This is a genomic window from Candidatus Nitrosotenuis cloacae (genome assembly GCF_000955905.1).
Classification (GTDB): domain Archaea; phylum Thermoproteota; class Nitrososphaeria; order Nitrososphaerales; family Nitrosopumilaceae; genus Nitrosotenuis; species Nitrosotenuis cloacae.
The window spans coordinates 910,692-931,415 of record NZ_CP011097.1; the positions used below are offsets into that span (position 1 = coordinate 910,692).

Consider the following 20,724-nt stretch of genomic DNA (forward strand, 5'->3'; position numbering starts at 1 on the left):
TTATCACGCGATTTGGATTATTGGCTCCTTTTTGCCAACCACCATGACTAGGTCTGATGGAATTTCGATCTCTCTTTTACCAAATGATAGTAATGCTCTTTTTGGAAGAACAAATGTTCCTTCCTTGATTTCTTTGACATCGGCTAGCTGTCCCGCGTTGACTCCTTTTGTTACCAAGACCTTTGAGCCTTTTTCCAGTGGCAGGACTTCGTTGATTTTCTGTTCTGGTACTTGCATGAGGCATGAATCGCCAACACTTACCTTTGTATCAGAGATTAATGAGCGTCCATCGTGGAATCCAAGTTGGGTTTTTCCTTTGCGGATTGTAGTCTTGCTGGTAACCTTGACTAGCTTGATTGCTTTTTCTGCAGATTTTATCTTGATTGGTTCTAATAGATGACCTTTCTTTGGCACCAATCTGTAAATATCAGAAACTCCTTCCAACTCTACTACATCCATCAATCCAATTCCGTGATGGACGGATTTGCGCGATACGCCATCAACTTTGACCTTACCATTGTATATTGCATATTCTGCTTCTCGTGCAGTTGTGACTAGTTTTATTGTGTCTCTCAAAAAGACGGTGCTTGGAATTGAGAATTGTTTAGAGTGAGGACCTGGTCGTACTGTGGTTACAAATCTTGGGCTCTTTCTTGAGATTCCCCAGAACATTGGAGCCATTTGTCTTTTGAGTTTCTTACTACCTGCTATTCGTGGCATTACTTAGTCTCCTTTTTTGGATTTTTTGCTGCTTTTGTTTCTTTGCTAGTTTCTTTTTTGGTCTCTTTTTTCTCTGCTGGCTTTGCTTCTTTTTTTGGTGCTGGTTTTGGTGTCTCTTTTGGTTTTGATTCCTTGACTGGTTTTGGATTTTTGCCTTCAACTTTGTTTATGCGCCATTTGTCTTCGGTGTTTAGATCAGTTACCAAAACATTTGAGGTGTGAATGAATATATCCAAGTTTCCGCCCTTTAGTTTTTCTTTTTTGATTCCTTCAATAGCAATTCCGTTTCGTAGAGTAGAAACACGTGTTATCTTACCAGAGACTCCTTTGAATTCGCCTCGCAATACTTTGACTGTGTCACCTTCAGTTACTCGAACACTTCTTCTGTGATATTTTTGCTGCAAGTCTTTTGATAGGTGACTGCACATGAGCTTGCTTCGAGTTGTGACTGCCGCCTGGTAGATGGTTCGATTTCTAATTGTTGTTGGCTTCATAGTATTATACCACCATTGATGCCAAGTTTGCAACTCTTGGCCATTTCTCGGATGCCTCTGCAGCTACTGGTCCTTTGATGTCAGTTCCTTTAATTTCTCCTTCTGGAGTAACTAGGACTGCTGCATTATCCTCAAATGCAACGCGAACTCCGTTTAATCTTCTAATTGGATATTTTTGTCGTATGATGACTGCGCCAAAGATCTGCTTTCTTAGCTCTGCAGGTCCTTTCTTTACTACAACGTTGACAAAGTCGCCAACCGCTGCAGATGGATATCGTGAGGTTCTTGTTTTTGCTCTCTTTACCATTATAATTTCAAGAATTTTTGCGCCAGTGTTATCTGCACATGTGATTCGAGCACCTAGTGGTAGCGCACGTGTAACATATGGTCTAAACTCAGTTACGCCTTTGGCAGATACTGCACGACTTTTTGTGCCAGACATTTTATGACTTGACCTCCACTATTACAAATGAAACTGACTTTGCAATTGGTCTGCACTCTGCAGCAACTACAATGTCACCTTCTTTGATCTCTTGCTTTGCTAGCTTGTAAGCATGAATTGTGCTCTTGCTTCTTGCGTATCGCTTTGTCTTGGTGATGTATAGAGGGCTTTCCTTTTGGATTACCACAGTGTTTTTGTTCTTGGCGCTGACTACTTTGCCTTCAAAGAGTTTGCCACGTACACTTAGGTGTTCTCCATTATCCATTACTATTCCCTTGTAGGATTGTTTTTGCTCTTTCATGCTTTCACCTTTATTCTGTCCTCTGGTCTTTTTGCTATCAAATCACCATTAATGACTTGATCGTTTGCAAACTTCCAAGAGGTGTGCTGCTTTGGTATGACTTTGGAGCCATGGTTTGTACTAATTGTAAATGTAGATTTTGTCTCGTGAGTGATCTTACCGCTCATACCAACCAAAGACTTGTTTGTAGAGTCAACTATGCTGGTTTGCATTCCGATAAATTCAGAGTTTAGTGCCATCATTGTTTTTTCATCTCGTTTAGTCTTGTGAGGATTCGAGCGATTTCCTTTCGTAGTGAACGGATTTTGCCGCTCTCCTTTCGCAGTGTGCCTTTTGCTGCGTCGGTTCTCATCTTTGCAAGCTCGACTCGTGATTGTTCTAGTCTGGACTTGAGGTCAATCTCGTTTAGCTCTCGAATGGATTTCATTTTTAATTGGGCCATGTTACTTTAGTTTCTCCTCTACCTCATCCATGATGTCCATTTGTTCAATTTTTTCTTGGTCTAGTTTTACTTGCTCGCTCTCTGTTCTTGCAATTCGTTCTGATTCCTCTTTTGCAAGACGTATTTCTTTTTCTTCTCTAGTCTCTTTTTTGCCCTTTAATTCAAATTCTGGAACGTATCTTTCCTTTCTTGCAATTCTAATTCTAACACCAATGTAGCCCATTGCTGTTGGGATGTGTGCGGTTGCCTCATCGACTATGATGCTTGCATGGTGTCCTGCACGTGGCAAGATTCCTAGTGAGTGTTTTTCAAATGAAGAACGATCTCCCCTTAGCTTGCCAGAAACTGTGATTTGAACGCCCATTGCTCCAGCATTCATGATTTGCTGTAGTGTCCACATGGTTGCTCGTCTAAATGCGGTTCCTCGCTCGATTAGCTGTGCAACTCTATTGCACATTACATTTGAGGTAAGCTCTGGTTGTGTGATTTCGTTTACTGCAATTTGTGGGCTCTTTAATCCGAAGTCTTTTTCGAGTTTTTCGGTTAATTCTCGGATTCCAGTTCCCTTTCTTCCAATTACAATTCCAGGTCTGGTTACATGTAGTACTACTCTAGTTCCAGTTGGAGTCTTTGAGATTTCAACGTGTGAGAATCCAGCCTCTTTGATTGCTTCTTTGAGATAATCCTTGAGAAGCATCATGTTGTAATTGTCTTTGATTACGTTTTTGACTGCGGACATTTCTATACTTCCTGAGCCACCAGCTCTACATGTGTTAGGACATTGTTCTTTGGAGTTGCTCGTCCTTGTGCACGAGGTGTGAATCGTTTTATCAAAACTCCCTTGTGTGTGTTTGCTGAAACTATCTTTAGTCTATCCAAGTCCATTCCCTTGTACTCTGCATTTGCTTCCAAATTATCTAATAGTCGGATGAATTCTTGTGCTGCCTTTCTTGGGTATCTGCCAGACATTACACCGGTGTCTGAGCGGTGACCAACTTCATTGTTGTATCTTCTAAATGGAACTGCACGTTTTACTGCAATTACTTCTTGTAGTGCATCGCGTGCCTTTTCGATTGACATGCCTTTGATCATTTTGGCTACTTCACGGGCGTGCTTGTGTGAGATGTCTTTTTCTCGAACTGATGCTCTGACGTGTTTTGTTGCGTCAAAGTTTTGAAATGCGTAACCAAATTGCGGCATAGTATAATCACTTTAATGGCACATACAGACTTGATCTTGATGCTCCGACTCCTGGTGCACCATGAACAACTCGTTTGTTTGTTCTAACATATTCGCCAACATAATGGCCAATCATTTGTGGTGTGATTGTAACTGGAATGAATTCTTTTCCAGAAAATACGTTAACTGTAACACCTACCATGTATGGTAGTACTATAAGGTCTCGAATGTGTGTCTTGATTGGATTTTTTGATTTTCCTGCTTTTTCGAGTTTGATTTCTTCGATTAGCTTTCTTTTGCCATCGGTGATTCCTCTAGTAAGGGATCGTCTTGCGCGTGCTGGGAAGATCTCAAATAATTTTTCTAGCGACATGTTTTGGAGCTGATCCAGTGGAATACCCCTATAATCAAATTCTTTAACCATTTATTGACACCTTTAGGATTGAATTTTTGAAGTCCATATTATAGCATTCCTATCTTTGTTGCAAGGTCTCTTGCTTTTTCGACTGTTTCAAACTTGACAAATGCTTTTTTGCCGGAAATTGTTCTAGCAGTGTTGATATCAATTGCATTTTCTTCGTATAATGTTTTGATTGCTTCTTTGATTGATGCCTTGCTTGCGTCTCTATCTACGATAAAGCAAATTCTTTGATCTTTTTCAATTAGTGAGAATGTTTTTTCTGTGACGTATGGTCTAAGTACTATTTTTGTTGCTTGTGTGGTATTCAATTCATTGCCTCCATTAGTTCCAAGTGGCGTGACTTGAGATTGCCAATTTCACTTATTGCTGACTTTGTGTATACGGTTAGTCTAACTAGGTTAGAGCCTGGAGCTAAATCCAAAACAGAGAGATCATTTACTGTTCTAACATCAACTCCTGGGAATGAGCCGCATGCTTTTGTCAGAGTCTTTGCGTCTTTGGTTACAAATAAGATGGATTTGCCAATCTTTGTCTTTCTTCCCCTAATGACTGCTCTGCCGGAACGTGCCTTTCTTTTTTCTAGTCTTGCAATATCGCCAGAGAGTTTTAGTGCATCAAAGATCTTGGAGATCTCCTTTGCTTTTGAAATTTTTTCAATATCATCAGATACTATAACTGGGAATGATTGGATGCCATCAATGATGTGGCCTCTTGAGGAGACCAGGTCTTTTGAGGTTGTGGCTGCAATCGCAGAGCACAGTGCCAATCGGTTTTCTTGTTTGTTTAGTTTTTTGTATACTATTTTTTGAGATGTTGGTGGATGTGCTTGTCTTCCGCCTCGAGTCATTGCTACCTTTGCAGCTTGGCCTCTTCTTGGACCACCACCTCGAATTCTTGCGAGTCTTGCTGCACCATGTCCTGTTGGTGGATCATTGGATGCTGCAACTGTGTTTTGTCCAGCAGATGGCATTCTTCCTTGTCTTTGATAGTGGTGAGAATCTAAATTGACATATGCTCGGTGAATCAGGTTTTCATTTACAGGAGTTGAGAACACCTTTGGTAGTTCAATTTCATCTTGCTTTGTTCCAGTTAGTGATAATGTTTGAGCTTTCATACTACAATCTCCAATATGTTTGGCTTGAGAACTTTGTTTGGAACGTTTCTGATTTGTGTTCTTAGCTTTACCATTCTTCTGTATGTTCCAGGAATTGATCCTTTGAGAACTACAAAGTCGCCGTTTACAAATCCATAATGCTTGTATCCGCCAGATGGGTTAATTTTGAAATCTGTTTTTTCGGTGTTGCTCATGATCATGATTCTTTTGTTGTATTCGACCCTTTGATGGAATCCACGCTGACCTGCACGAGGTACAGTGTACATGATGCTGGATGGTGAAATTGGTCCCAGTGTTCCAAGTGCCCTGACTGATTTTCTTGATTTGTGTTGCTTTTTCTTTACACCCCACCTTGTGATTGGTCCTTCCCAACCTTTTCCTTTTGTGATGGATGCAACATCAACACTTGAGCCAAGCTCAAAGACTTCTTCTATTTTGACTTGTTTTCCAAATAATCCTTTGAGAAAATCAAATTGTTTTTTGAGATCACCGCCTTTTACTGCTACTTCAAAGACGTATGGTTTCTTTTGTGAGATACCTGCATTGTTTGGCAGTACGGCAACTACTGCAAATAACTCGCTTGTGCGGTTTAGTAGTTTTTCTGCTTTTTCTAGTGTTCCTTCTTTTGGTTTAATTGTAAATAATCTAGATACTTCTTTTGGCATGTCACTGGAATAAACATCAAAGAGCGCATGTGAGCCATCAATGTCCTCGTAGTATCCACGAATTCCAATTACAGAGACTGGCGGTGTTGCAACTACGGTTCCAAGACTGACTAGTTGTTTTCCATGGTTTGGTGTTTTCTCTCGATCATCGATGCTGACTACTTGGATGCATCCGACTTTGAATCCGGCATACCCCAACAGCTTTGGCTGCTCGGCAGTAATTTCTGGCCAAGTTCTAATTCTTGGCTCCATGCTTTTGGCACGTCCTCTAGGCAGATACGCAAGACTACCACGACGTGGCTGGCTGTGTTTTCTATGACCCATGGATAATCGAAAACAATTGTTAACCCCATTATATACCTAAAGGTAACGAAAGTTACGGATTCACTAGTGCTTGATATTTGCTAAAAATCGAGATTGCGCCAATTATCACACCAATTACTCCAAGGCCGATGGCTAGCAAAAGAAAATTTTTCTTTTCCATCAGATCAACCCGCGTGTGCCATATTTAGAACAGAGAGAATTCCAAGTAGGGATTCTTCCATTCGAACGGTATCAGTTGCTTGGTTTGGGAAAAAGTTGAAGACCTTGGCGTTTGGAACTTGGTTTATTTTTTTGCCCAGAATGTCATACAATCCTCGATCTGGCGCTCCAAAGACAACCAAAAGTGGTTTGTCGGTGTGCCCATACTCTTGGAGTTGTTTGTTTGTTATCTCTTTTCCTTTTCTTGATGTCAGTATGATCTGTCCCTTCCATTCCTCCAGAATATTGAGAAGACTAGGACGCTCTTTTACCTTGTAGCCCCAATATTGCTTTATTTCGTTTTCAGATATTTCCTTGAAGGTGATAGGATCGACGGTTTTGATTTGGATTGTAACTCGTTTTTTGTCCCATTCTTTTCCAAAGTATGGAAGCATTTGGTGTATTCCAATGTCTAGGAATTTTTTGCCCTTGTAGAACACAATTGCACCCTCTCGGATATCACCAGGTTTGAGATTTTTTGGATTTGATGATAAAGAATGGTGCGGGGTTTGTAGCGGATGCATTACTCCGGCATATCTCAGATCGTCCATCTTTGGAAAGATTGTTTTGCGCAGATATTGTGGAGTTTCCAAATATCTCAGTATGGTTGCAAGTAGAAATCTATCAGATGTGTTTCCTTGGCCCTCATCATAAATGAAGATGGTTTGGACACCAAAAATAGCACAAGCCCTTGCAATAATTGAGATTTTTCGAGACTTGTCTAGTTTGGTTGATTCGTCTTGAAGACAAGAATCTGGTATTGCTACAGAGATATTCAAAAAAGGCCTACGAACTTGGGATTGGGAATTTTTGTTTTCCGAGCTTTGCATAGTTTGCAATCTGCTCCGGTGTTACTTTTTCAAATTGTTTTGTTGATGTTTTGATGACTGACATTTTGATGTGATCAGTTCCTTCCTTTTGGTCACTTGCCATGTAAATACAGGCAGTTGCCAGTGCGGATGCATCATCAAGCGACAAGTCATGTTTGAAGTTTTTTTCCAAAAAGTCATTTGCCTGCTCAGAGCCTGCACCAATTGATACTGCATCATATGCAATGTAGGTTCCGCTTGGATCAGTTAGATATAGTGAATTTCCGCTAGAGTCAACTCCGCCGATAATTAGTGCAACACCAAATGGTCTTGCGCCACCAAACTGAGTATATTGTTGACACTGATCTGCAAGATGTTTTGCTACGGTTTCAACATCTACTGATTCATCGTAGATGATTCTGTTGCTTTGTGAGAAGAATCTTGCATTGTCTGCCTGACTCCTTGCATCTGGAATGTAGCCCGCAGCTGCAAATCCAATGTGTTCATCAATTTGAAATATTTTATGGGCTGATTCTGAAATTTGTAATTTGCGTGGTTTTTCTTCTACTGCCATTACCACACCATCTTTGCTTTTGATACCAACTGCAATTGCTCCACGTCGTACTGTTTCAATTGCATATTCTACTTGATACAGTCTGCCATCCGGGGAAAATATTGTAATAGCTCTATCATAGCCTTGTTGAGAAGGAAGCAATTCTGCTTTGAGTCTTTGAAAGTTTAATTTAAGTCTAGTCATGCGTGATTCGTGCGATTTGAGATTCCATTTTCTGGCCATGCAAATGTGCGAGCAAATCATACTCGAACAATAGAGATCACAACCGAGCCTGATCTAACCTTACAAGGCGATTGCATAATCGGAGTTGGTGCAGAATTTGGTTGCAAAAAAATCCCAGACGATCTAAAAGAAAAACTTCGTCGATCGGATGCACAAGTAACGATCACCATACTTGTCAATGACGAAAAATTTGAGATTGTGGGAAAAGGCCACGAGGAGTTAAAGCTGGAAAACCCTCACGACATTGTAATTAGAAAGAGCAATTTTTTGTGTCCAAGAACACTTGCGATCAGATGTGACAAGGCATCTGATGATATGCCCCGAGAAATGATGAAAAAACTACAAGATCCAAAAACAAAAGGATTGTTTGTAATAGAAGTTACTTGACCTTTTTTTGTCCGACAGTAAAATCTTTGTTTTCCAGAACGCTTGCCATTGCGCGATTTACAATTTCTGTCATGACAAATTCATTGTAGGACGATTCTGATTTTTTCTGCAGTCCTGGTTTTTTTGCAATTCCTTCCAAAATCTTTTCGATTTTGACGGATGTGGTTTTTATCATCGAAGAATACTTTGAATCAAAATCCTTTGAGGATTGGTTTGATATCAGCTTAATCGAGGTGCCATAGAATTTTGCAACGGCGCCACGTACTTCTTCAATTTTGACGATTTCAATTAGGCCTGCTTCTTTTAGAATATCCAAATGATGTCGGATTGTTGTGATTGCTTTGTTGTGTCCATTTTTTTGGAGTTCTTTTCCTATTTGCTCAGTAGTGAGTCGTTTGTGATATAACATCTCTACAATTTTTGCCCTTGCTGGGTCTTCAAGTGCCCTGGCGTGTTCAACAGATATTGTTACGACTCGGTTGACCTTGATTGGTTTTTCTAGTAATGTTGACATGATGTTTGCTTCTAATGCGTTTAGCTAAAAGATCCTAGCATCATATTTTTTTGTCCAATCGCATTAACTTTTTTACACTACGAAAAATATCATACCAAAACCGAATTTAGTTCTTTTACTACTATGAATTTAGTTTTGGTATAATAAAATCAGTAATGCAGTAACATAAATGGTAATAAAACTAGTAATTTAGAAAAATCTAAAATTTTGGCAGCTCTGGGAACTTGTCGTCCAAAATGCGTTCAAAAGCGGCAAGGAGTATCCACTCCAACATTGAATTCGAGTTGAAAATGAAAAACTATCCCTAGAGCTTGCTGCCAGTGATTAAATTATAGGAATCAACATATCGGCTCGACATCTTTTGGATTATTTCAGGTGGGACTGATGGTGCGATTGGTTCTTTTCCTTGTGCTCTTGTATCTTCAAACTGTTTTTGATATCCATTTGCAGTAAGCCAGTCTCGCAAGATTTGTTTGTCGTATGATTCTTGTATTCTGCCTACAACATAGGTTTCCTTTGGCCACATTCTGTATTCGTCGGGTCCTATTGAGTCTCCAAGGGTTATGACGCCATCAAGCTTGCCAAACTCTAGCTTTAGATCAGCCAAGATGAATCCTGCATTATCTGCAATTTTGTACATTTGATTGTAGATTTCCAACGATTTGGATTCAAGGAATTGATATTCATTTTCTGTTACCAGATTACGCTGAATGGCATTTTGCTTATCGATTGGTTCATCATGTTCGGATTTTGTCGTAGGATCAAAGATTGGCCTGGGTAGTTTTGCTGCAGTCTCGGTTTTGCTTCCCTCTGGGATGGCTACTTGACCTGCCTTCCATCGCGAGATCAGACTACCATAGAAATAACCTCTAACCACGCATTCGACTGGAATCATTTTCATTTTTTTAACAATGATCTCGTTTTTTGAGATAGACTTTACAAAATGGTTTTTGACTGGTAATTTGTTAAACCAGAATTCTGCAAACTTTGTTAAAACTTCACCTTTGTATGGAATTGGATCATGAAATTTGACATCATATGCAGACACTCTATCGCTGAACTTGAAAAGAAGTGTTCCATCCCCCATATCATAGACATCTTTTACCTTACCAGAACCAATGAACTTCAATTATTGCTCAGAATATACCCAAAATAGCCAATTATAACAATTTTTGAGTGGATTTTTAATCCTGATATTGAAAAGAAAGCCATGAAAGCAGTTGTTCTTGTTTTGCTTATTTCCATCTCATTTTTGCCCTCATTTGCAAGCCACACCTCAGATGGGGAATCAGACGGACCTCAACTGTATGATCAAAGCCTGATTGTGGAGCGATTCGTCAAGGAAGGAATACCAAACAGCCCCACAACAATGACATTTGTTGGGAATGATATTCTGGTTTTGGAGAGATATACAGGTTTGGTAAGATTGGTCAAAGACGGACAACTACAACCATGGCCTGTCCTGGATGTGTCGGTTGCAAAAGACGGAGAGCGTGGAATGCTTGGGATCACAGCAATTGGAAATACTGTGTATCTTTACTTTACAGCTGCCAATGTGGACGCAGGGCAAGCAATTGAGAATCGCATCTACAAGTACACTTGGAATGGCGATAAACTGGTTGATCCTGTTTTGCTAAAGACTCTACCAAGTGACAATTTCTATCACAATGGAGGCGCCATGACAAATCACAATGGCCAAGTATATGCCGTAATTGGTGATAATGGAAACTATGGCATACTGCAAAATAGGCCGCATGAATGGAAAAACGATACCAGTGTTATTTTGAGAGTTGATCCTCCAGGATCTTACTATGGGATTGGAATTAGAAACAGCTTTGGATTAGCAGTAGACCCAGTCACCGGCAATCTTTGGGATACTGAAAATGGTCCGGATGAATACGATGAGATCAATTTAGTGCCGGAAAATTTCAACAGCGGATGGATTGAGATCATGGGGCCTGCAAATAACCAGACCAAAGTTGATGCCCTTCCAAAATACAAAGATTTTGTTTATTCTGATCCAGAATTCAGTTGGCAAAAACCAGTTGCTCCAACAGGAATTGAATTTGGTACAGAACAACTAGGACATCCAGATAAAATATTTGTGAGCGATTGCAATACAGGTAGCCTTTATTGGTTTACGCTAAATCCACAAAGAGACGGACTAGTGTTCAACTCTTCAGAACTAGAAGACATGGTGTTAAACATTGATGAGTCAAACGCCGAGATTGTGTTTGGCACGGGATTTGGCTGTGCAACAGACATTGAGCGTGGCCCAGACGGATTTTTGTATATTGTATCGCTATCAGATGGTGCAATCTACAGACTAATGCCTGCGGCCTTGACAGAAAGCCCAGAAACAAAACCAGCCGAAGAACTTCCAATACAATACATTGCGATTGCAATAGGTGCCATTGCCGCAATAATAGCAGGATTTGTAATAAAGCGCAAAAAGACTAGTCTGCCAAATCAGGGCTAGATCTGATTTCAATCAATCCGGCATCATAGTTGTACCCAAGACTGGAATACGGATATTGGTACACGTCATAGTTTGATTTCATACTAGTAAAGGATTTGATTGGTGTGGTAGAGTTGTAAACTTGCTCCAAGACATCGCCGCGATAAGAATCCAAATGAAAATGAGGATCTGCCAATAGAACATAGTCAGATGGGGCTTTATCAAATAACATTACAGAATAATCTTGATACAAATTCATCTCAAGGATACCATTGTATATCCAGGAGTGATGTGGCCCTGCAAGCACCACACCATTGTGATCTGAGGCATAGTTTGCGGCAAATACTGCAGACTCGAACTGGTTTGCAGTTACATCCAAACTCAGTAACAGAATAGTGCTGACAAGACCAAATGATGCAATTACAGTCATAGATAGAATTGGAGCATACTGTTTGATTTTTTCTTTGGTATGATTTTTCCCTAAATCTGAAATCAAAACAGCAGCTGCAACACAAAAGCCAGGCAAGACTAGCATCCAATGAAAATACTGTGTATAACCAATCAGACTTAAAAATACTATAAACGGCAGAATCCACAATAACACGAAGACGTTTTTCCGCATTACAGAATAAATCACGCCGGTAATTCCAAGCCCAAACAATACAGGATCAATTGCCCCAAACGATAATGCTGTATTTTGGATGCCTGAATTTTGGCGTTGGGACTGCCACAAAACATCCTTTTTCCAATACTCAAACTGGTCATGGATTATGCTGTATGCGGGCCAAATCATCGGAATTAACAATATAGGAACCAACAACAGCACGAGCAATCTTTTGTCTTTGTGATATGAATAAGCCAGATAGATCACCAATGGAATCATTGTAAATGATGGAATCTTGGTTAGTATTGCCAATCCAAGAAACATGCCAGAGAATAGCACCAGCCAGTTCTTTTTTGTGGAGTTTTTAGAGCAGACCATAAACAAAATAGACAACAGCACAAACGGCAACAAAATAGAATCAAGCAATATTCTTCTGGTAATCCAAGTCATCGGCATCACGGCAAAAAGCAATGACGCAAAAACTGCTATTCTGGAATTGTATTGTTTTTGTGCAATCTTGTAAATCAGAAAGGTATCAAATATCGCAAGCAATCCCATCAAAACCCTCGGTATCAGGTATAATGATTTGAGAGATTCTGGATCAGTTCCATTAGGGTTTAGCGCATCAGGATAACCAACCGAATACAAAATAGAGCCTAAAAACACCTGACCAAAAAACGGATGGTCATAGAACTTTGCCACCTGTGGGCCATCCCCATTTATGACATGAATGGTGCGCTGCATGTAGACTCCTTCATCATAAAAGATCTCTGGAAACCCAACAGGATTCCAAAGGTGTGTAAATGATGACACTCCGAGGATCAAAAGTAAGATCAAGATTTTGCGTGGCAGGCCAATCCACAGAGATACAGAGTTAATTTGGCTTTCCCATCACACAAAAATTTATCAATAGAATTTTTGCAAACATACTCATGCGCGACATTAACGAGATTATGCCAAAAATACCAAACATGAAGTGGGGTGCGCTTACCAACAAATACCCATCAAACAAAAATGTCAAGGAATTAGACAAAATGTTGCCGCACGACAAGCGATGGCATACGGTATTTGACTATGAGGACCACGTCTACGTTGATGATGTTCAGGTCTGGAAAAAAGACAAAAAGGCTTGGAGTTAGCTGCCCATCATACCAGGCATCTTTGGCGGAATTCTATACTCTTTTACTATGGCAATCCCATTATCCGCAGTAACCACCACCTGGTCCAGCGAGTTGCCATCAGGTGGAGATAGGATTATTTTTTTGCCAGGATCAAGTGTTCCAATCAGCTGGGTTTGACCGTTGCCAAAATTGACCAAGACATTAGTGAGTGGCTTTGAGCCGGTATTTTGAATCATCACTCTGGCTGTGACAAAAAGATTCTGAGGGTCCTTGAATGGATCCACATCTATTTCATATTCTTGGGTTGCAATTGATCCTTTGGTTAATGATATGCCAAGTACGGCTCCAATAATTCCAATCACTGTAATGCCAGCAATTATGAAAAACCTGTATGATTCCACCATTACAGTAATGGAAAATCTAGCTATTAAGATTATTTTCCGCCCTGCTCTGGAATGGTGGACAGAGTGGTGGTGGACAAGACATTGTTTGTTTTTCGGATTTGTTTTGTTATGATATCAGAGACGTGTTTGTGGTCTGGCCCTACAACCTTCACAAAGATATCATACATGCCATATGTTCCATGTGCTTCCTTTACTCCATCGATTTTTAGCAAATCCCTCATCACATCCATTTCGTGAGCAGTCTCGCATTTTACCAAAACAAAAGCAATCTCGGTCATTATTCGCCCTTCATCTCTTCTCTTGTTTTGAAGGTTGGTTTTATGCCAAGTGTGTCATAGTTTCCAGTAGTGCAGGTAAAACATAGTGAATCATGTGGGATTCCAACTGCGGCGGCTAGATTTTGTGCATCATTATATCCCAAAAAGTCAGCACCGATATCACTACGAATTTTCTCAATGATTTCTGCGTCTGTGCCTTCCTGATTTGCGCCAGTTGCCAGCTCTTCCTGTGATGGGAAATCAATTCCGGCATAGCAGGGATATTTGATTGGTGGATATGTAATTAGCATGCTGATTTTTCTAGCACCTGCTCGTCTTAGCGCCTTGATGATTGCCTTTGAGCTGGTACCTCTGACCAGACTGTCATCAATTATGATTACGTGCTTTCCGTTTATGATTTCGGTAATTGGTATGATCCAGCGATTAATCTCCACTCGATCGGACTGGTGTGGCTCAATAAAGCTGCGCAGTGGTCCTTTTTTGCTATATCTGTCCTTGAGTAGACCTTCATCGAATTGTAGTTTTAGCTCTTGCGCATATCCAAGTGCGGCAGGTCTTGCAGAGTCCGGAACTGGAATGACCAAATCCGCATCAGTAATTGGGAATTTTTTTGCCAAGAACTGTCCGATTCTTTTTCTTGCGACGTAGATATTGGTTCCCTCCATCTTGGATGATGGGTGTGCAAAATACGTAAACTCAAATGAGCAATGTGCTCGCTGTTTTGCTTCTGAGAACATTTCAGATTCCATTCCAGTCTTGCTGAATTTTAGGAGCTCACCCGGCACGACATCTCGGACCAGCTTTGCGCCAATTGCCGAAATGGCAGATGACTCTGATGCTACAATTGATACTTGACCGTCTTCCTTTAAGCCCAAAACCATTGGCCTGAAGCCTCGTGGGTCACGTGCTGCATAAACTGCATTATCATCAGACACAAAAGTAAAGCAATACGAGCCCGCCATCTCGTTTTTTAGAATGGATAAAGCTGCGCCCAATTTTCCATTGGTAGACATTAGTGATACCAAGCGCTGGGCTGCAATCATCGTATCACTGGAGCTTTGCGGGGTGAATGTGCATCCACCAACCATGTTGGCCAATTCCGCTACATTTGCTATTGTACCATTGTGTGCAATGCAGAGATCCTTTACCTTTAGAGGTTGAGCATTTTCCAGACTGCTTCGACCAACTGTTGAATATCTTACATGTCCAATTGCTGCAGGTGATGCATATTCTTCAGTTATCTTTTGAAATTCTGATGATGCCCCTGAAACCAAGCCTAGTCGTTTTACCGGAGTCTTGTTTGGGACTGCTATTCCCCACGCTTCTTGTCCTCGGTGCTGTAGTGCACGTAGCGCATCAATTACCATAGGAATGACATTAGAGCCATCGCGGCTAAAGATTCCAACCACACCACAATTTTCTTTTACTTTAACCATGCAGTACCAGATCCCTCAGTGAATTAAACCACTTTTCATGTGCCTTATCAACCCTTAGTTTGACAATCCGTTTTTTTTGATTTGAAAATATGATTTCATTTCCTTGGAATGTGCCGATTTTTGCATGATTTACTTTGGCCTTTTTCAGATCATCCAATACGGAATCTAGATTTGATCTTTCCACCACCAAAAGATATCTAGAGTGGCTCTCAGAAAATAACAGTTTAGCATTGTCTAGTTTTTCTTGTGGAATGTCTTGGAGTGACACCACACAGCCAATCTGGCTAGTCATAGATAGTTCTGATATGGCAACTGCTAGTCCGCCCTTTGCGCAATCATGAGCCGCTCGCACCTTTTGCTTTTGGATTATAGCTAGTACTGTATTCATGTTCTTTTTTGATTCGGCCAGACTGATCTTTGGTGCCTTACCTCCAATGAAGTCATGAATGTGTTCATAGTATTCCGAGCCTCCGAGCTCGTCCTTTGTCACACCAATCATGACAAGTGCGTCACCTGACTCGATTTTTTGCGGTTTGAGCGGGGTTTTTTCTATCAGACCTAACACGCCAATCAATGGGGTCGGCTTGATTGGACCTTGCGGTGTTTCATTGTATAGGCTGACCTTTCCGCCAACGCATGGAATATCAAAGAATTTGCAAAACTCGGTGATTCCCTTTAGTGATTGCAAAAAGGTCCAAAAAATTTCTGGATTTTCTGGATTGCCAAACTGTAAATGATCAACCATTCCAATTGGCGATGCACCAGTACAGACAACATTTCTGCATGCTTCCTCAAAGCAACCCATTGCGCCATGGTATGGGTCCAAATAACAATACTTGGGGTTGCCATCGATTTTTACTGCAAGATATTTCCCATTATCTAATCGTAATACGGCGGCATCAGAACCCGGCTTGACTACGGTTCTGATTCCAACCTCATGATCATATTGGCCGTACACCCAGATCTTGCTTGCAATATTTGGGCTTGATAGTAATCTCAGAATTGTCTTGGAGAGATCCTTTGGTGGTGTGGGCTCTTTTCTTTTTTGCAGTTCTTTGAGATAGGTTGGCTCTTTTGATGGCCTATCAAGCAGTTGTGCGTTTGCTACTATTTCTGCAGGCATTGATGCCAAAACTGAATTGCCATCAGTTACCTTCATTATTTTATCTCCAGTCACCTTGCCAATCACGGAGCAGCTTACGCGGAACTTTTTGCATATTTGCTGTAGTTTGCCAAGTCGCTTCTTGTCGGTTATTATCAGCATGCGCTCCTGTGATTCTGAGGTCATTATCTCAGAGGGCTTCATGTTTGGCTCTCTGGTGTGGACCTTGTTTACATCAAGTGTTATTCCAACGCCTAGCGCATCTGCAGTCTCTGAAATTGCGCATGATAATCCACCCCCGCCCAAGTCTTTGATTGCCTTGATTAGTCCCTGATTTCGCGCCTCAAGTGTTGCCTCTATGATTAATTTTTCAATGAATGGGTCTGGAATTTGCACTGCAGAACGGTCCTCGGTTTCCAGAGAATCTGATGCAAACTGGGCACCACCGATTCCATCTCGTCCGGTAGATCCTCCCATCAACACCACGACATCTCCTGCTCTTGCCTGGTTTTTGATCAGTCTCTCTTTTTTTCCAAACCCAACCGATGCGACATCCACCAGTGCATAATTAGAATAACATTTGTCAAACTCTACTTCGCCACCGACAGTTGGAATACCTAAGCAATTTCCATAGTCTGCAATTCCAGTTACCGCATTTTTGAATAACCATCTTGCATGTGAGTCTTTTTGAATATCACCAAATCTCAAACCATCTAGTAATGCAATCGGTCTTGTACCGGCAGACAAGATATCCCGTATGACGCCACCGACTCCGGTTGCCGCACCACCATATGGCTCTACAGCTGATGGATGGTTGTGTGATTCTATATGGACGGTAACGACATATCCATCACCCACATCGAGCACTCCAGAATCATATCCTTTTTCGTGGATGACGCGTGCGCCCTTGTTTGGCAACATTTTGAGATGTTTTTTTGATGACTTGTACGAGCAGTGCTCTGACCATTCAGCTGCCACAATGTATTTTTCCGTGTCATTTGGCTGCCTGCCTATTTTTTTGCTCAGATACTCTAGTTCCTCTTTTTGGAGACTCATTTTCTTGCACCAATTGTGGCAATCAGAGACTGGAATATCATGTTCGATGGTTTTGCGTCTTTGGGGTTTAGCTCAGGCTCAACTGCACGCTCTGGATGCGGCATCATTCCGACTACGTTTCCCTCTTTGTTGCAGATTCCCGCAATGTCATTTATGGAATCATTGATGTTGCTTCCATACTGGAATACTATCTGATTGTTTTTCTTCAAAGAGTCCAAGGTTTTCTTGTCAACATAGTATCTGCCCTCGCCATTAGCAATAGGAATTGGGATTTGTTGTCCGATTTTGAATTTTGATGTAAACGGAGTATGATTATTTTTTACTATAAGATCGGTCCAGCGGCACATGAAGTTTAGTGATGTGTTCTTTAGCAAAACGCCTGGGAGCAATTCGGATTCCACCAAGATTTGAAACCCATTGCATACGCCTAAAACAGGCATTCCTTTTTCTGCCATCTTTTTGACATCGGAAATGACTGGACTGTGGGCTGCAATTACCCCTGCACGCAACCTATCCCCATAGGAGAATCCGCCTGGCAAAACTACGGCATCTAGATTCTTTGGGAGTTTGTCCTCATGCCAGAAATATTGCACATCCAGCTTGAACACATCCTGTAAAACATGATACATGTCGCGATCGCAGTTGCTGCCCGGAAAGACAATTACGCCCACTCTCACAATTCCGTTTTACTCTGCGCCGTTATTAAACCAAATTGCTACAAATGTTTTTTATCTAGAATTTTTTCATCCACAATTATGGCCTACATCCGAGACATAATGAACAAACATGTTGTTACCATTCCAAAGGATGCGTCTTGCCTTGAGGCGTCAAAGATCCTACTAGACAAGGACATTTCGTTTTTGGTGGTAACCGAGGGTGACAATCCAATTGGAATAATATCAGAGGCCGACTATGTGCGAAAACTGGCAGTAAACGACAAGCGTGCTTCCGAGGCACGCGTATCTGAGGTAATGTCACCCAAATTCCGATGGGTAGAGCCAACCACGACAATAGAGGATGCCGTGCAAAAGATGCTAAACAACAAGATTCGAAGGCTCGTAGTACTGGAGAATCAAAAACTAGTAGGAGTTATAACACAAACAGACCTAGCGGCGCACCTTCGAAGCAGACTCTTAATCGATGAAACTGTAAAATCAATAAAGACCGACTAGAGCGGCTTTGCGGTAAATGTTACCTTGCTTACCATAGGATTGTAGATTCTCAGATCATTGCAGAGTTTTTTGATTGTAGTCTCTGCTGATTGCTTTGTGGTGGAATTAATTTGAAACTTGAGCATTTTGGCAGAGCGCACCTTTTTGACTGAAGAAAAGCTTCCCTTGAGCACCAGATCATTTAGTATTGTTTCGCCTTCGGGGTCGTTCATTCCTGACTTGTTTTCTATTATTACTTGGACTTCAAAAAGTGGCAATGAATAATTGCGGTTTTGCTGTAATATAATCTTCAATCAGTATTGAATTTATAGTGCAATATCGAACAAAAAGAAATGAGCACTCGACACCGATACTGGAAGATAACATCAGACGAGATGTCAAAGGCAGAATTTGATCCAGACAAGGTACTAAACTGGGAGATAAAGGGAATCAAGGAACCAGAAGAGGACGCAATCTTTGTTGGTGTGTTTTTGTACAAAAAGGGAACTCCGCGCGACTATGACTCTATCAAGGGAATTACAATGTATCACAATAATGTTAAAAAGGAAACGGTAAATGATGTGGTGAAATTCCTCAAGGAAAAATTTGGTGGTGACCAAAAGGAAAAAAGCGAGAGAATCTTCTTGGAGGGCTCCAAGGAATTGTACTCTGGAAGGGAAATTGGCGGCCTGGCAAAAGAGCTGGAATCAAAATTCAAGCTAAACGCAATCATATCTATTGAATTTACAGACATGACCGAAGAGGAGCGCAAAAAATCAGGCCTTGCAGACGCAAAATTATTACCAATTCCTGGCAACCACCAGTCGTAACCTAAATAGCGTTTTGTTGGTATTGTATCATAATGTCAGAGCTTAGCGGAATCTTTGCGCATCTATCGGAGTTAAGATCTCGGATAACCAGAATAGTAATAGCAATTGGCGCAATCATTGTATTTTTGTTATCATTTAGGGCAGAGCCATTTTTGTATGAAGGCTACAAACTGTACTATCCGTTTCCGGACCCAATGCACAACTTGGCAGCACAAATCACTAATTACATGCGAATCAGCCTAGTACCGGAAAATGTGCAATTGATTCAGACTGCACCAGGGCAAGCGTTCTATGCTCAAGTCTATGTTGCGGCTCTGGTTGGAATTGTAATATCCATGCCAATAATAGTTAGAGAGATGACCAGGTTCATCGCACCAGCCCTGTCCGAAAAAGAGGTTAATTCTATAAAAAAAATAGCAATTCCCGCAATCGGACTTTTTGTAACAGGTGTGGTGTTTTCGTATTTTACAGTCATTCCTTTCATGCTGGACTTTTTGTACCAGTATGGGGAATCAGCAGGACTGGTGACATTTCTGAATGTGATGGACTTTGTCACATTTGTATTGCAATTTTTGCTGGCATTTGGGGTTGCATTTCAGCTACCACTGATAATGTATGCAGCAACAGCATCGGGATTGGTTGGAGTAAAATTTTGGCGAAACAACATCAGATATGCAATAGTTGCCCTGATCATAGTAGGTGCCGCAGTAACTCCTGATGGAAGTGGTGTTACAATGTGGTTTATCTCTGGCCCCATGATTGGACTGTATCTGGCAGGCATGGTTATTTTGGAGCGACGCGAGAGCAAGATTAAAAGAGTTAAATCTGAGAGCTGAGAAATTAGTATCAAATGCTACAAACCGTTGCAGGGTTCATCGCAGGGCAGGAATGGATCTTTATTGCAATAGCAGCAGGCATCATCATATTTGGTGCAAAAAAGATTCCAGACCTAGCAAGAACGCTGGGAAAATCACGCGGTGAATACGAAAAGGGCAAAATCGAGGCAGAAAAAGAGCTCAAAGACCTCAAAGAGAAGAAAGACTAGGGTTTTTCCGCTATTACACAAAACTCGTCAATTATTTTACTAAATTCAGCTTGAATCTTGGATTTTGCAAAAAGGCCAGCGATCTTCATCATTCCTCTTAGATTAATGTCTGCAATTATGGTTAGCTTTGTTCCCTCTGGGACTTTGTCATATGTTTCAGATATGTGGGAGCCCTTGGCATCACCGCCCAAAACAAAGACATCATGAGATTCTGGGTATTTTGTAACATGCTTTGTTGTCATGACCAGTTCCTTGTCTCCCAATCTGAGATGCTCTTCTACTATGGCAATGTTTTCTCTGATGGATCTTATCCGGACTGATGGGAAATATTTGGGTAAGATGTTTTGGAAATTCTCATAGTTTGCTACAATGTCAAAAACTCGTTGCCGCTCTGAGTGGATTATTCTCTCTATGACAATCTTTGGCAATAATT

At 41.1% G+C, this 20,724-nt stretch carries 31 protein-coding genes; 7 read left to right on the top strand and 24 right to left on the bottom strand.

Annotated features, from left to right (window positions below):
• Positions 1-3: 3 nt before the first annotated feature.
• The 14 genes from SU86_RS05160 to psmA form a co-directional block, all read right to left on the bottom strand.
• The gene (locus SU86_RS05160; protein WP_048187930.1) at positions 4-720 is read right to left on the bottom strand and encodes a 30S ribosomal protein S4e; all 717 of its coding nucleotides are present in this window, start codon (positions 718-720) and stop codon (positions 4-6) included.
• A complete protein-coding gene (gene rplX / locus SU86_RS05165; protein ID WP_048187932.1) occupies positions 720-1,214 on the bottom strand; it encodes a 50S ribosomal protein L24 in 495 nt (164 codons plus the stop codon). Before rplX ends, SU86_RS05160 begins: the two co-directional genes overlap by 1 nt.
• A 4-nt stretch (positions 1,215-1,218) precedes the next feature.
• Positions 1,219-1,656 carry a 50S ribosomal protein L14 gene (locus SU86_RS05170; RefSeq protein WP_048187934.1) on the bottom strand — a complete coding sequence of 146 codons (438 nt, stop codon included), beginning with the start codon at positions 1,654-1,656 and terminating at the stop codon, positions 1,219-1,221.
• A gap of 1 nt (position 1,657) precedes the next feature.
• The gene (gene rpsQ / locus SU86_RS05175; protein ID WP_048187936.1) at positions 1,658-1,957 is read right to left on the bottom strand and encodes a 30S ribosomal protein S17; all 300 of its coding nucleotides are present in this window, start codon (positions 1,955-1,957) and stop codon (positions 1,658-1,660) included.
• On the bottom strand, positions 1,954-2,199 hold the full coding sequence (locus tag SU86_RS05180) for a ribonuclease P protein component 1 (RefSeq protein ID WP_048187937.1): 246 nt from the start codon (positions 2,197-2,199) through the stop codon (positions 1,954-1,956). Before SU86_RS05180 ends, rpsQ begins: the two co-directional genes overlap by 4 nt.
• Positions 2,196-2,399, bottom strand: a complete 204-nt coding sequence (rpmC, locus tag SU86_RS05185; RefSeq protein ID WP_048187939.1) for a 50S ribosomal protein L29 — start codon at positions 2,397-2,399, stop codon at positions 2,196-2,198. The genes SU86_RS05180 and rpmC overlap by 4 nt, the downstream gene beginning before the upstream one ends.
• 1 nt (position 2,400) lies before the next feature.
• Positions 2,401-3,138 (bottom strand): 30S ribosomal protein S3, encoded by a 738-nt coding sequence (locus SU86_RS05190; protein WP_048187941.1) that lies wholly within the window; start codon positions 3,136-3,138, stop codon positions 2,401-2,403.
• 2 nt (positions 3,139-3,140) lie between these two features.
• Positions 3,141-3,599, bottom strand: a complete 459-nt coding sequence (locus SU86_RS05195) for a 50S ribosomal protein L22 (protein WP_048187943.1) — start codon at positions 3,597-3,599, stop codon at positions 3,141-3,143.
• Positions 3,600-3,606: 7 nt separating this feature from the next.
• Complete coding sequence (locus SU86_RS05200) at positions 3,607-4,002, bottom strand: 30S ribosomal protein S19 (RefSeq protein WP_048187948.1); 396 nt, start codon at positions 4,000-4,002, stop codon at positions 3,607-3,609.
• Positions 4,003-4,040: 38 nt separating this feature from the next.
• Positions 4,041-4,307, bottom strand: coding sequence for a 50S ribosomal protein L23 (gene rplW, locus SU86_RS05205; protein WP_048187950.1), 267 nt, complete (start codon positions 4,305-4,307; stop codon positions 4,041-4,043).
• The gene (rplD, locus tag SU86_RS05210) at positions 4,304-5,113 is read right to left on the bottom strand and encodes a 50S ribosomal protein L4 (RefSeq protein WP_048187952.1); all 810 of its coding nucleotides are present in this window, start codon (positions 5,111-5,113) and stop codon (positions 4,304-4,306) included. Before rplD ends, rplW begins: the two co-directional genes overlap by 4 nt.
• On the bottom strand, positions 5,110-6,102 hold the full coding sequence (locus tag SU86_RS05215; RefSeq protein ID WP_048187953.1) for a 50S ribosomal protein L3: 993 nt from the start codon (positions 6,100-6,102) through the stop codon (positions 5,110-5,112). The genes rplD and SU86_RS05215 overlap by 4 nt, the downstream gene beginning before the upstream one ends.
• A 164-nt stretch (positions 6,103-6,266) precedes the next feature.
• Positions 6,267-7,079 carry a putative RNA uridine N3 methyltransferase gene (locus SU86_RS05220; RefSeq protein ID WP_048187955.1) on the bottom strand — a complete coding sequence of 271 codons (813 nt, stop codon included), beginning with the start codon at positions 7,077-7,079 and terminating at the stop codon, positions 6,267-6,269.
• Between the two features lie 7 nt (positions 7,080-7,086).
• The gene (gene psmA, locus SU86_RS05225; protein WP_048189241.1) at positions 7,087-7,824 is read right to left on the bottom strand and encodes an archaeal proteasome endopeptidase complex subunit alpha; all 738 of its coding nucleotides are present in this window, start codon (positions 7,822-7,824) and stop codon (positions 7,087-7,089) included.
• A 51-nt stretch (positions 7,825-7,875) separates the two neighbouring features.
• On the opposite strand from psmA, the gene SU86_RS05230 reads away from it, so the two are divergent.
• Entirely contained in the window at positions 7,876-8,292 is a 417-nt protein-coding gene (locus SU86_RS05230; RefSeq protein ID WP_048187957.1) for a DUF371 domain-containing protein, read from the top strand.
• Here the strand turns inward: SU86_RS05230 and SU86_RS05235 are convergent.
• On the bottom strand, positions 8,285-8,806 hold the full coding sequence (locus tag SU86_RS05235; RefSeq protein WP_048187959.1) for an ArsR/SmtB family transcription factor: 522 nt from the start codon (positions 8,804-8,806) through the stop codon (positions 8,285-8,287). The two genes, SU86_RS05230 and SU86_RS05235, sit on opposite strands and share 8 nt — an antisense overlap.
• Positions 8,807-9,110: 304 nt before the next feature.
• Positions 9,111-9,935 (bottom strand): phosphoribosylaminoimidazolesuccinocarboxamide synthase, encoded by an 825-nt coding sequence (purC, locus tag SU86_RS05240; protein WP_048187961.1) that lies wholly within the window; start codon positions 9,933-9,935, stop codon positions 9,111-9,113.
• 81 nt (positions 9,936-10,016) lie between these two features.
• On the opposite strand from purC, the gene SU86_RS05245 reads away from it, so the two are divergent.
• Positions 10,017-11,285, top strand: coding sequence for a PQQ-dependent sugar dehydrogenase (locus SU86_RS05245; protein ID WP_052755529.1), 1,269 nt, complete (start codon positions 10,017-10,019; stop codon positions 11,283-11,285).
• On the opposite strand, the gene SU86_RS05250 is transcribed toward SU86_RS05245, so the two are convergent.
• Positions 11,263-12,705, bottom strand: coding sequence for an ArnT family glycosyltransferase (locus tag SU86_RS05250; protein WP_148550803.1), 1,443 nt, complete (start codon positions 12,703-12,705; stop codon positions 11,263-11,265). The genes SU86_RS05245 and SU86_RS05250 overlap by 23 nt on opposite strands.
• 95 nt (positions 12,706-12,800) lie before the next feature.
• On the opposite strand from SU86_RS05250, the gene SU86_RS05255 reads away from it, so the two are divergent.
• A complete protein-coding gene (locus tag SU86_RS05255; protein ID WP_048187965.1) occupies positions 12,801-13,007 on the top strand; it encodes a hypothetical protein in 207 nt (68 codons plus the stop codon).
• On the opposite strand, the gene SU86_RS05260 is transcribed toward SU86_RS05255, so the two are convergent.
• The 5 genes from SU86_RS05260 to purQ are packed head-to-tail and all read right to left on the bottom strand — an operon-like array spanning position 13,004 to position 17,942.
• Complete coding sequence (locus SU86_RS05260; RefSeq protein WP_048187967.1) at positions 13,004-13,393, bottom strand: hypothetical protein; 390 nt, start codon at positions 13,391-13,393, stop codon at positions 13,004-13,006. The genes SU86_RS05255 and SU86_RS05260 overlap by 4 nt on opposite strands.
• 29 nt (positions 13,394-13,422) lie before the next feature.
• Positions 13,423-13,671, bottom strand: a complete 249-nt coding sequence (locus SU86_RS05265; RefSeq protein WP_048187970.1) for an Lrp/AsnC family transcriptional regulator — start codon at positions 13,669-13,671, stop codon at positions 13,423-13,425.
• Entirely contained in the window at positions 13,671-15,107 is a 1,437-nt protein-coding gene (purF, locus tag SU86_RS05270) for an amidophosphoribosyltransferase (RefSeq protein ID WP_048187972.1), read from the bottom strand. Before purF ends, SU86_RS05265 begins: the two co-directional genes overlap by 1 nt.
• On the bottom strand, positions 15,100-17,265 hold the full coding sequence (gene purL, locus SU86_RS05275; protein WP_048187974.1) for a phosphoribosylformylglycinamidine synthase subunit PurL: 2,166 nt from the start codon (positions 17,263-17,265) through the stop codon (positions 15,100-15,102). The genes purF and purL overlap by 8 nt, the downstream gene beginning before the upstream one ends.
• Positions 17,262-17,942, bottom strand: coding sequence for a phosphoribosylformylglycinamidine synthase subunit PurQ (purQ, locus tag SU86_RS05280; protein WP_048187976.1), 681 nt, complete (start codon positions 17,940-17,942; stop codon positions 17,262-17,264). The genes purL and purQ overlap by 4 nt, the downstream gene beginning before the upstream one ends.
• Before the next feature lie 78 nt (positions 17,943-18,020).
• On the opposite strand from purQ, the gene SU86_RS05285 reads away from it, so the two are divergent.
• Complete coding sequence (locus SU86_RS05285) at positions 18,021-18,437, top strand: CBS domain-containing protein (RefSeq protein WP_048187978.1); 417 nt, start codon at positions 18,021-18,023, stop codon at positions 18,435-18,437.
• Here the strand turns inward: SU86_RS05285 and purS are convergent.
• Positions 18,434-18,694: a phosphoribosylformylglycinamidine synthase subunit PurS gene (purS, locus tag SU86_RS05290; protein ID WP_082096153.1), complete on the bottom strand. Its 261-nt coding sequence runs from the start codon at positions 18,692-18,694 to the stop codon at positions 18,434-18,436. The two genes, SU86_RS05285 and purS, sit on opposite strands and share 4 nt — an antisense overlap.
• A gap of 75 nt (positions 18,695-18,769) precedes the next feature.
• Here purS and SU86_RS05295 point away from each other — a divergent pair, with 75 nt between their 5' ends.
• Genes SU86_RS05295 through SU86_RS05305 form a run of 3 tightly spaced genes read left to right on the top strand, consistent with a single transcriptional unit; the run spans position 18,770 to position 20,291 of the window.
• Positions 18,770-19,246, top strand: a complete 477-nt coding sequence (locus SU86_RS05295; protein WP_048187980.1) for a hypothetical protein — start codon at positions 18,770-18,772, stop codon at positions 19,244-19,246.
• A gap of 32 nt (positions 19,247-19,278) precedes the next feature.
• Positions 19,279-20,082, top strand: a complete 804-nt coding sequence (gene tatC / locus SU86_RS05300) for a twin-arginine translocase subunit TatC (protein ID WP_048187982.1) — start codon at positions 19,279-19,281, stop codon at positions 20,080-20,082.
• 14 nt (positions 20,083-20,096) lie between these two features.
• On the top strand, positions 20,097-20,291 hold the full coding sequence (locus SU86_RS05305) for a twin-arginine translocase TatA/TatE family subunit (protein WP_048187987.1): 195 nt from the start codon (positions 20,097-20,099) through the stop codon (positions 20,289-20,291).
• Here the strand turns inward: SU86_RS05305 and SU86_RS05310 are convergent.
• On the bottom strand, positions 20,288-20,719 hold the full coding sequence (locus tag SU86_RS05310; protein ID WP_048187988.1) for an SRPBCC family protein: 432 nt from the start codon (positions 20,717-20,719) through the stop codon (positions 20,288-20,290). The two genes, SU86_RS05305 and SU86_RS05310, sit on opposite strands and share 4 nt — an antisense overlap.
• Between the last annotated feature and the right edge of the window lie 5 nt (positions 20,720-20,724).

Coding starts and splice junctions, on each gene's coding strand:
- SU86_RS05285 (WP_048187978.1), top strand. CDS start 18,021: ATGGCCTACATCCGAGACATAATGAACAAACATGTTGTTACCATTCCA.
- SU86_RS05180 (WP_048187937.1), bottom strand. CDS start 2,199: ATGATGGCACTAAACTCTGAATTTATCGGAATGCAAACCAGCATAGTT.
- SU86_RS05295 (WP_048187980.1), top strand. CDS start 18,770: ATGAGCACTCGACACCGATACTGGAAGATAACATCAGACGAGATGTCA.
- SU86_RS05235 (WP_048187959.1), bottom strand. CDS start 8,806: ATGTCAACATTACTAGAAAAACCAATCAAGGTCAACCGAGTCGTAACA.
- rplX (WP_048187932.1), bottom strand. CDS start 1,214: ATGAAGCCAACAACAATTAGAAATCGAACCATCTACCAGGCGGCAGTC.
- SU86_RS05195 (WP_048187943.1), bottom strand. CDS start 3,599: ATGCCGCAATTTGGTTACGCATTTCAAAACTTTGACGCAACAAAACAC.
- SU86_RS05215 (WP_048187953.1), bottom strand. CDS start 6,102: ATGGGTCATAGAAAACACAGCCAGCCACGTCGTGGTAGTCTTGCGTAT.
- SU86_RS05200 (WP_048187948.1), bottom strand. CDS start 4,002: ATGGTTAAAGAATTTGATTATAGGGGTATTCCACTGGATCAGCTCCAA.
- tatC (WP_048187982.1), top strand. CDS start 19,279: ATGTCAGAGCTTAGCGGAATCTTTGCGCATCTATCGGAGTTAAGATCT.
- SU86_RS05190 (WP_048187941.1), bottom strand. CDS start 3,138: ATGTCCGCAGTCAAAAACGTAATCAAAGACAATTACAACATGATGCTT.
- SU86_RS05245 (WP_052755529.1), top strand. CDS start 10,017: ATGAAAGCAGTTGTTCTTGTTTTGCTTATTTCCATCTCATTTTTGCCC.
- SU86_RS05265 (WP_048187970.1), bottom strand. CDS start 13,671: ATGACCGAGATTGCTTTTGTTTTGGTAAAATGCGAGACTGCTCACGAA.
- rpmC (WP_048187939.1), bottom strand. CDS start 2,399: ATGGCCCAATTAAAAATGAAATCCATTCGAGAGCTAAACGAGATTGAC.
- SU86_RS05260 (WP_048187967.1), bottom strand. CDS start 13,393: ATGGTGGAATCATACAGGTTTTTCATAATTGCTGGCATTACAGTGATT.
- rplD (WP_048187952.1), bottom strand. CDS start 5,113: ATGAAAGCTCAAACATTATCACTAACTGGAACAAAGCAAGATGAAATT.
- SU86_RS05160 (WP_048187930.1), bottom strand. CDS start 720: ATGCCACGAATAGCAGGTAGTAAGAAACTCAAAAGACAAATGGCTCCA.
- SU86_RS05305 (WP_048187987.1), top strand. CDS start 20,097: ATGCTACAAACCGTTGCAGGGTTCATCGCAGGGCAGGAATGGATCTTT.
- SU86_RS05255 (WP_048187965.1), top strand. CDS start 12,801: ATGCGCGACATTAACGAGATTATGCCAAAAATACCAAACATGAAGTGG.
- purL (WP_048187974.1), bottom strand. CDS start 17,265: ATGAGTCTCCAAAAAGAGGAACTAGAGTATCTGAGCAAAAAAATAGGC.
- purF (WP_048187972.1), bottom strand. CDS start 15,107: ATGGTTAAAGTAAAAGAAAATTGTGGTGTGGTTGGAATCTTTAGCCGC.
- SU86_RS05170 (WP_048187934.1), bottom strand. CDS start 1,656: ATGTCTGGCACAAAAAGTCGTGCAGTATCTGCCAAAGGCGTAACTGAG.
- rpsQ (WP_048187936.1), bottom strand. CDS start 1,957: ATGAAAGAGCAAAAACAATCCTACAAGGGAATAGTAATGGATAATGGA.